Source organism: Mesorhizobium sp. M0659, from assembly GCF_040320605.1.
In the GTDB taxonomy this organism is placed as follows: domain Bacteria; phylum Pseudomonadota; class Alphaproteobacteria; order Rhizobiales; family Rhizobiaceae; genus Mesorhizobium.
On record NZ_JAMYPY010000051.1, the window covers coordinates 1 to 8,822 of the forward strand.

At 64.8% G+C, this 8,822-nt stretch carries 7 protein-coding genes; 6 read left to right on the forward strand and 1 reads right to left on the reverse strand.

Going from position 1 to position 8,822, the window contains the following annotated elements:
- Positions 1–374 precede the first annotated feature (374 nt).
- The 5 genes from NKI31_RS31655 to NKI31_RS31675 all read left to right on the forward strand — a co-directional run bounded on the left by NKI31_RS31655 (position 375) and on the right by NKI31_RS31675 (position 6,726).
- The gene (locus tag NKI31_RS31655) at positions 375–1,607 is read left to right on the forward strand and encodes a 3-methyl-2-oxobutanoate dehydrogenase (2-methylpropanoyl-transferring) subunit alpha (protein WP_352653438.1); all 1,233 of its coding nucleotides are present in this window, start codon (positions 375–377) and stop codon (positions 1,605–1,607) included.
- Between the two features lie 2 nt (positions 1,608–1,609).
- Positions 1,610–2,623 (forward strand): alpha-ketoacid dehydrogenase subunit beta, encoded by a 1,014-nt coding sequence (locus NKI31_RS31660; RefSeq protein ID WP_352653439.1) that lies wholly within the window; start codon positions 1,610–1,612, stop codon positions 2,621–2,623.
- 2 nt (positions 2,624–2,625) lie between these two features.
- Positions 2,626–4,029, forward strand: coding sequence for a dihydrolipoamide acetyltransferase family protein (locus tag NKI31_RS31665; protein WP_352653440.1), 1,404 nt, complete (start codon positions 2,626–2,628; stop codon positions 4,027–4,029).
- Between the two features lie 235 nt (positions 4,030–4,264).
- Positions 4,265–5,653 carry a dihydrolipoyl dehydrogenase gene (lpdA, locus tag NKI31_RS31670; protein WP_352653441.1) on the forward strand — a complete coding sequence of 463 codons (1,389 nt, stop codon included), beginning with the start codon at positions 4,265–4,267 and terminating at the stop codon, positions 5,651–5,653.
- Positions 5,654–5,859: 206 nt separating this feature from the next.
- A complete protein-coding gene (locus NKI31_RS31675; RefSeq protein ID WP_023707473.1) occupies positions 5,860–6,726 on the forward strand; it encodes a glycosyltransferase in 867 nt (288 codons plus the stop codon).
- Between the two features lie 157 nt (positions 6,727–6,883).
- On the opposite strand, the gene NKI31_RS31680 is transcribed toward NKI31_RS31675, so the two are convergent.
- The gene (locus tag NKI31_RS31680) at positions 6,884–7,987 is read right to left on the reverse strand and encodes a saccharopine dehydrogenase family protein (protein ID WP_023685051.1); all 1,104 of its coding nucleotides are present in this window, start codon (positions 7,985–7,987) and stop codon (positions 6,884–6,886) included.
- A 149-nt stretch (positions 7,988–8,136) separates the two neighbouring features.
- Here NKI31_RS31680 and NKI31_RS31685 point away from each other — a divergent pair, with 149 nt between their 5' ends.
- Positions 8,137–8,565, forward strand: a complete 429-nt coding sequence (locus tag NKI31_RS31685) for an Lrp/AsnC family transcriptional regulator (protein WP_023672167.1) — start codon at positions 8,137–8,139, stop codon at positions 8,563–8,565.
- Positions 8,566–8,822: the final 257 nt, after the last annotated feature.

Here is an 8,822-nt window from a genome sequence, read left to right on the forward strand (position 1 = left end):
CCCCCGCGACCTCAAAATGACTCGCAATAAAAAAAATCTTTGCAAACCCCCCCTGGGGCCCCCCCCCCGCGGTGTCGTTGCTCGCCCCACCTCTCCCCCGATCGACGGGGGAGAGGAAAGCGCGAGTTCGCCGACCTTGGTGCCTTCATCTCTCCCGGAGGCCGTGAAGTGACTATCTGCCGGAAATCCTGCAAAACTTTGCGCCTAATTGCGCGCCGCTCCCCAACATCGACAAGAAATTTCGCCGACATATCTGCATCTTGCGGTCGCCTGCCGGCCGTGACGCCGGATGGGTTGCGGCGCCCCATGAATTGGCGCTGTGCCGGGCGCGCGGATGTGCAAATATCACCGCAGCAAATGGGAGGACCATGGTCATGACCGATGCTGGGATGTTGCGGTTTCATGTGCCGGAGCCGGAAGTGCGGCCGGGCGGAACGCCCGACTTCTCCAACGTGCCTATCCCCAAGGCCGGCTCGGTGCCGCGCCCGGACATCGATGTCGATCCGCGCACCATCCGCGACATGGCGTTTTCGATCATCCGTGTGCTCAACCGCACCGGGGAGGCGGTCGGGCCGTGGGCCGGGCTGCTCACCGACGAGGAGCTGCTCGAGGGGTTGCGCCACATGATGACGCTGCGCAGCTTCGATGCCCGCATGCAGATGGCGCAGCGCCAGGGCAAGACATCGTTCTACATGCAGCATCTGGGCGAAGAGGCGGTGAGCTGCGCTTTCCGCAAGGCGCTGGCGCCGGGCGACATGAATTTCCCGACCTATCGGCAAGCCGGCCTGCTCATCGCCGACGGCTATCCGATGGTCACGATGATGAACCAGATCTATTCCAACGAGGCCGATCCGCTCAAAGGGCGGCAGCTGCCAATCATGTATTCGTCGAAGGAGCATGGCTTCTTCTCGATCTCCGGCAATCTGGCGACGCAATACATCCAGGCGGTCGGCTGGGCGATGGCTTCCGCTATCAGCAACGATTCGAAAATCGCGGCGGCGTGGATCGGCGACGGCTCGACGGCCGAATCCGATTTCCATTCCGCACTGGTGTTCGCCTCGACGTACAAGGCGCCGGTCATCCTCAACGTCGTCAACAACCAGTGGGCGATCTCGACGTTTCAAGGCATTGCGCGCGGCGGCTCCGGCACCTTTGCCGCGCGCGGCCTCGGCTTCGGCATTCCGGCGCTGCGCGTCGACGGCAACGACTATCTCGCCGTGCATGCCGTGGCCAAATGGGCGGCGGAGCGGGCGCGGCAGAACCTCGGGCCGACGCTGATCGAATATGTCACCTACCGTGCCGGCGCGCATTCGAGCTCGGACGACCCGTCTGCCTACCGGCCGAAAACCGAATCCGACGCCTGGCCGCTCGGCGATCCGGTGATGCGGCTGAAGAACCATCTGATCCTGCGCGGGGTCTGGTCGGATGAGCGCCATGCCCAGGCGGAGGCCGAAATTCTGGAGACGGTGATCGCGGCGCAGAAGGAAGCTGAAAGCCACGGCACGCTGCATGCCGGCGGCAAGCCGTCGACGCGTGAAATGTTCGAGGGCGTATTCGCCGAGATGCCGCCGCATCTCAGACGTCAGCGCCAGCAGGCGGGAGTCTGACCATGCCGAGACGAACCATGATCGAGGCGATCCGCGACGCCATGGACGTGTCGATGGCGCGCGACGAACTCGTCATCGTCTATGGCGAGGACGTCGGTTTCTTCGGCGGGGTTTTTCGCTGCACGGCAGGCCTGCAAGCGAAGTACGGCAAGACCCGCTGCTTCGATGCGCCGATCAACGAATCCGGCATTGTCGGCTCCGCCATCGGCATGGCCGCCTATGGGCTGAAGCCATGCGTGGAAATTCAGTTTGCCGACTACATGTACCCGGCTTACGACCAGCTGACGCAGGAAGCAGCACGCCTGCGCTACCGCTCGAACGGCGATTTCACCTGCCCGATCGTTGTCCGCATGCCGACCGGCGGCGGCATTTTTGGCGGCCAGACGCACAGCCAGAGCCCGGAAGCGCTGTTCACCCATGTGTCGGGGCTGAAGACGGTGGTGCCGTCCAATCCTCATGATGCCAAGGGGCTGCTGATCGCGGCGATCGAGGATCCCGATCCGGTGATTTTTCTGGAGCCGAAGCGGCTCTATAACGGACCGTTCGATGGCCATCACGACCGACCGGTTACGCCATGGTCGAAGCACGAACTGGGCGAGGTCGCCGACGGCCATTACACGGTGCCGCTCGGCAAGGCGGCGATCCGCCGGGCGGGCTCGGCCGTCACCGTGCTGGCCTACGGCACCATGGTCTATGTCGCGCAGGCGGCCGTGGAAGAAACCGGCATCGATGCCGAGATCATCGATTTGCGGACCCTGCTGCCGCTCGATCTCGACGCGATAGTCGCTTCGGTGAAGAAGACCGGACGCTGCGTCGTCGTGCACGAGGCGACACTGACCTCCGGCTTCGGCGCCGAGCTGTCGGCGCTGGTGCAGGAAAATTGTTTCTACCATCTGGAAGCGCCCGTGGCGCGCGTCGCCGGCTGGGATACACCCTATCCGCATGCGCAGGAATGGGACTATTTCCCGGGGCCGGCGCGGGTCGGCCGCGCGCTTCTCGAAACCATGGGAGCTTAGGGATGGGCGAACACATCATCAAGCTGCCCGATGTCGGTGAAGGCGTCGCCGAGGCCGAACTTGTGGAGTGGCACGTCAAGGTCGGCGACCTCGTGCGCGAGGACTCGGTGCTTGCCGCCGTGATGACCGACAAGGCCACTGTGGAAATACCTTCGCCGGTCGATGGCGAGATCCTGTGGCTGGGCGCCGAGATCGGCGACACGGTGGCGATCGGCTCGCCCATCGTGCGGCTGAAAGTGGCGGGGGAGGGCAATGTCGCCGAAGGCTCGAAATTGTCAGAGGTCACGGCGGCACCGACCCCCACCCCTGCCGGGGCGAGCCACGGGTCTCGCCCGTCCTCCGGACCCCCACAAGAGGGAGGCGTTTCGGCCACGAAATCCGACGCCAAGTCGCCACCACCTGCACCAGCAGCCAAAAGCGCACGGGCAGCTGAGACTGAATCCCCCTCCCCCTTGTGGCGAGGGGCCAGGGGTGGGGGTACTGCGCCGACATCTAAAGGTGCGGCACCCTCCGGCGCGCCGCGCCCGGAGGGCGAAAAGCCCCTGGCGTCGCCCGCCATCCGGCTCAGGGCCAAAGAGGCCGGCATCGATCTGCGCCAGGTGTCGGGTACCGGCCCTGCCGGCCGCATCAGCCACGAAGATATCGAGGCATTCCTGGCACGCGGACCGCAGGTAGCGAAGGCGTCGGGTCTGGCGCGCAATGACAGCGTCGAGGATATCAAGGTCATCGGACTGCGGCGCAAGATCGCCGAAAAAATGTCGCTGGCGAAGTCACGCATCCCGCACATCACCTATGTCGAGGAGATCGACGTCACAGCACTTGAGGAGTTGCGCGCGGCGCTCAACAAGGAAAAGCGCAAGGGTGTGGAGAGGCCGAAGCTGACGCTGCTGCCGTTCCTGATGCGGGCGATGGTCAAAGCGATTGCCGACCAGCCCAACATCAACGCGCTGTTCGACGATGAGGCCGGCATCATCCATCAGCACGGCGGCGTCCATATCGGCATTGCCGCGCAGACGCCGTCGGGCCTGGTGGTGCCGGTGGTCAAGCACGCCGAGGCGCGCGACCTCTGGGATTGCGCGGCCGAGCTCAACCGCCTGGCCGAAGCGGCGAAGTCCGGCACGGCCAGCCGCGACGAGCTGTCGGGATCGACCATCACCATCACCTCGCTCGGCGCCATGGGCGGCGTGGCGACGACGCCGGTCATCAATCATCCTGAGGTGGCGATCGTCGGCGTCAACAAGATGATGGTGCGGCCGGTCTGGGACGGCACCCAGTTCATCCCGCGCAAGATGATGAACCTGTCATCGAGCTTCGATCACCGGGTGGTCGACGGCTGGGATGCGGCGGTGTTTGTGCAGCGGATCAAGGCGCTGATTGAGACGCCAGCGCTGATATTTGTGGATTGAGGGGCGGAACGACCGAGATGACGGCGGGACAGCGCCCCCCTCTGCCTTACCAGGCATCTCCCCCACAAGGGGGGAGATTGGACGTCACGCAGGGTTTCGCCAATCTCCATCGTTGCAGCAATGAGCGAAGCGAAGAAGCTGCTGATCTCCCCCCTCGTGGGGGAGATGTCCGGCAGGACAGAGGGGGGCGCGAAGGATCGCGACGGAACATTCCCTCGCATCAAAGGGTCACGCCATGAAAGAAATCTCCTGCAAGCTGCTGGTCATCGGCGCCGGGCCCGGCGGCTACGTCTGCGCTATCCGTGCCGGCCAGCTCGGCATCGATACGGTGATCGTTGAAGCCGGCAAACCGGGCGGCACCTGTCTCAATGTCGGCTGCATCCCGTCCAAGGCGATGATCCATGCGGCGGAAGAGTTCGAGAAGGTCGCGCATATGGCCGGCGGCAGCGGTCCGCTCGGCATTTCTGTGGCGGCTCCGGTGCTCGATCTCGGCAAGACGGTTGCGTGGAAGGACGGCATTGTTAGCCGGCTGACCGGGGGCGTTGCCGGGCTGCTGAAGAAGGCCAAGGTCAAGACCGTCTATGGCTGGGCGACGTTCCGCGACGGCAAGACCGTCGCGGTCGAGACCGAGACCGGCACCCAGATCATCCGCGCCGAAACGGTTGTGATCGCCACCGGCTCGGCGACGGTGGAACTGCCGTTCCTGCCGTTCGGCGGCCCGGTGATTTCATCCACAGAAGCGCTGGCTCTCGGCGAGGTGCCGAAAAAGCTCGCCGTGGTCGGCGGCGGCTATATCGGGCTGGAACTCGGCATGGCGTTCGCCAAAATGGGCGCCGCGGTGACCGTGGTCGAGGCGCTGCCGCGCGTGCTGGCGCAGTATGATGCGGAACTGACCCGGCCGATGGTGAAACGGCTGGCCCAGCTCGGCGTCGAGGTGATGCTTGGCGCCAAGGCCAAGGGGGTCAAGGGCGACGCGCTGCTGGTCGAGACCGCGGACGGCAAGAGCACCAAAATCGCGGCAGACAAGATCCTGGTCACGGTCGGCCGCAAGCCGGTGACGGAGGGCTGGGGCCTCGATCAGATCGATCTCGACATGGCCGGCAAGTTCATCAAGATCGACGACCAGTGCCGCAGCTCGATGCGCGGCATCTATGCCATTGGCGACGTCACCGGCGAGCCGATGCTGGCGCACCGGGCGATGGCGCAAGGCGAAATGGTGGCCGAGATCGTCGCCGGCCACAAGCGCAGCTGGGACAAGCGCTCGATCCCGGCCGTCTGCTTCACCGATCCGGAGCTGGTGACGGCAGGGCTAACGCCGGAGGAGGCGAAGGCTTCAGGCGAAATCAAGATCGGCCAGTTCCCCTTCGCCGCCAACAGCCGGGCGATGACGAAACTCGGCGAGGACGGGTTTGTTCGTGTTGTCGCCCGCGCGGACAACCATCTGGTGCTGGGCATCCAGGCGGTCGGGCAAGGCGTGTCGGAACTGGCGGCGGCGTTCGGCCTGGCGCTGGAAATGGGCGCGCGGCTGGAGGATATCGCCGGGACCATCCATGCGCATCCGACGCAAGGCGAAGGCTTCCAGGAAGCGGCGCTGAAGGCGCTGGGCCACGCGCTGCATATTTGAAGTGCGCTTACCCTCCCCCTTGTGGGGAGGGTCGATCCGCGTAGCGGAGCGGGGTGGGGGTCCTCGCCGACCGTCAGCGCTCACCCCCACCCCGTCTCGCCATCTCCGCTTCGCTCCGACCGCGAGCCGACCCTCCCCACAAGGGGGAGGGTGGCCGCTCAGCCGTCGGTTGTCGCAGATCAGCGGAATGTACTAAGTGTCGGTCCATGGACACCGGCCTGAAGAAATACATCGCCATACGCTACAACATCGCCGCTGGCTTCAAGCCAAGCCAGTGGGACGGAAAGGGCCGCGCCAATCTCGACCCGGTCTGGCTGGTCGAGCGCCTGGCGTTGTTCGACACCTATTGCGCGTCGTCGCTCGAAGGCCAGTCGCTGAAGGACTTTACCGTCCTTCTGGCGTTCGATGCCGATACGCACGAGAACTATATTCGCACCGTGTGCAGCTGCGTGGCCGGTGTCGACGTCAGGCCGATCCTTGTCGAGGCGGGCGAGGATTACAATGATCGCTTCAATGCCTTCGTCCAGGCCGATACCGATGCCGACTATGTTTCGCTCACGCGGCTCGACAGCGACGACGCGCTGGCGCCGACCTTCATGGAGCGCGTCGAGCACTACGCGCGCCGGGAGATCGAAAAGCGTGTGGTGGACCTGCAGCCGCTCTACATTGCCTTTCCGGACGGCCAGAATTTCGACACGGCAAGCGGACGCTACACGCACCACGACTATGTCACGTCGGCGTTCGGCACGCTGGTCGAAAGGAGATCGCCGGCGATGAGCGGCGTCTACAGCGAGCACCACGCAAAAATGGCGACGCGCTTCAACACCGTCGTGGCGGCATCGAAGGGCGCGCAATGGTGCATCGTCATCCATGACAACAACGCCGCCAACGTGTTGAGGGGGAAGCCGGTCTCGGGGCCCTCCTTCACGGTGGGCCGACCGGGTGTCGAACCCAAGGTGCCAGCGCGAAGGCAAAGCGCGCCACGACAGGCGACGCAGCCCCGCATGGCGCCGCGGACCGCAGGCAACTTCATCCGGTTTCTGCTCGGACGACCGATGGCTCTGCGGAAGTAGCGGGCGCTTCACCCTCCCCCTTGTGGGGAGGGTCGATCGCGGAGCGGAGCGGGGTGGGGGTCCTCGCCAACCGGCGCTCACCCCCACCCCGTCTCGCGATCTCCGCTTCGCTCCGACCGCGAGCCGACCCTCCCCACAAAGGGGAGGGTGAAGTAGCTCAGCTTGCCAGCCGGCTTACCATCTCGTGCTGCGCATAAGCGCGCCCAAAACGATTGGCGAGAAACGCATCAAGCGCGATGTTTTCCTGCTTGACGAAGCCGGTCGCCGGCAAGGTGCCGTCGGCCAGCATGTCGAGCACGGCGCAGATGCCGGAGGCGGTGGTGATCTGGATTGCGCTGCGCACCTGGTTGCCGATGCGCTGCGAATAGATCTTGTTGGCGTAGGTTTCCTGCAGCAGGCGGCCATTGCGGCGGCCCGAGACGGTGACGAAGACGATGACCACATCCTGCAGCGTTGCCGGCAGGGCGCTCTCGAAGATGTCCTTCAGCACGTCGCGGCGGTGGCGCAGGCCGAGATCGTTGAGCAGCGCCTTCATGATCGCCGCGTGGCCGGGATAGCGGATGGTGCGGTAGTTCAGCGTGCGCACCTTGCCCTTCAGCGTCTCGGCCAGCGTGCCGAGACCGCCGGAGGTGTTGAAGGCCTCATAGGTGACGCCGTCGAGCGAGAACTCTTCGCGCTCCTCCAGCGGCGGCACCTCGATCAGCTCGCCCTCGACGATCGCCTCGCAGGGTTCGCAATATTCGTTGATGACGCCGTCGGTGCTCCATGTCAGATTGTAGTTCAGCGCATTGGACGGGTATTGCGGCAGCGCGCCGACGCGCATGCGAACGCTTTCCAGCGTGTCGAAGCGGCTGGCGAGATCATTGGCGACGATCGAGATGAAGCCCGGCGCAAGGCCGCATTGCGGAATGAACGCGCTCTTGCCCGAACGCGCCAGTTCCTTGACGCGGCGGGTGGAGATGACGTCCTCGGTCAAATCGAGATAGTGGACGCCGGTTGCGGCGGCCGCTTCGGCGATGCGCGTGGTCAAATGGAAGGGGGCGGCGCTCAGCACGGCGAAGGCGCCGGCAAGGGCGGCCTCGAGTGCGCCCGGCGCTGCGATATCGAGCTCCAGCCCCTCGACGCCGGCGGGAAGTTCGGCCGCGGCAAGCTGCGCCGCCGCGCGGTCGACAACGGTGACGTGGTAGTCGCCGCTGTCGGCGAGCATGCCTGCAATGGTCGAGCCGATCTTGCCGGCGCCGACGACGATGATTTTCTTCATGACCTTGCCCCTCGTGAAAACTCTTTGGCCCAGACCGCGCGCGGTGGACGCGATGCCTTCAAGAATCGCAGCTTGCCTGCCGAAAGGAAGCGTGGGATCGTTCGAAATGAACCCTGCAATTGAACGATACGCCGACGAGGTTCGTCGAAATGCTCAGTGACGCCGAACAAAAACTGCTTTCCCTGCTGCGCGCCAATGCCCGCGCGTCGACCACTGAGCTGGCGCGCCAGCTCGGCGTTTCGCGCACGACAGTGCAGAGCCGGATCGAGCGGCTGGAACAGCGCGGCATCATCACCGGCTATGGCGTGCGGATGGCGCCGGACTACGAGCAGGGGCTTGTGCGGGCGCATGTGCTGCTCACCGTCACGCCCAAGCTCGCCGACAAGGTGGTGCGGGCGCTGCAGGCGCTGCCGCCGGTACGGACGCTGCACTCGGTGAGCGGCAATTTCGACATGATCGTCATCGTCGACGCGCCGTCGATCAGGGATCTGGATGCGTTGCTGGACGAGATCGGGGCGATGGACGGGGTCGAGCGGACGTCGTCGTCGATTATTTTGTCGACACGGATCGATCGGTAGGTGGAACGCATGAGCCGCTAATCTCCCCCGTGCGGGCATAGGCGCTAAGATAGCTTTGGCATGGACTGAAATTTGCGCTTTCGTGGTGGTTCGCGCCAGCGATATCGCAAGGCATGGAGATTTTGACGCAGGGCCGCCAAGGAAGGTTGAGTAAAGATGGTAGCGATCAGAGAGGCGACGATCTGGCGGGTTGCGCGCCACAGCAGCGGGCGCCCGTCGCTCAAGGGGGAGAGACACCCAACTCCTGCGAGAGGGGT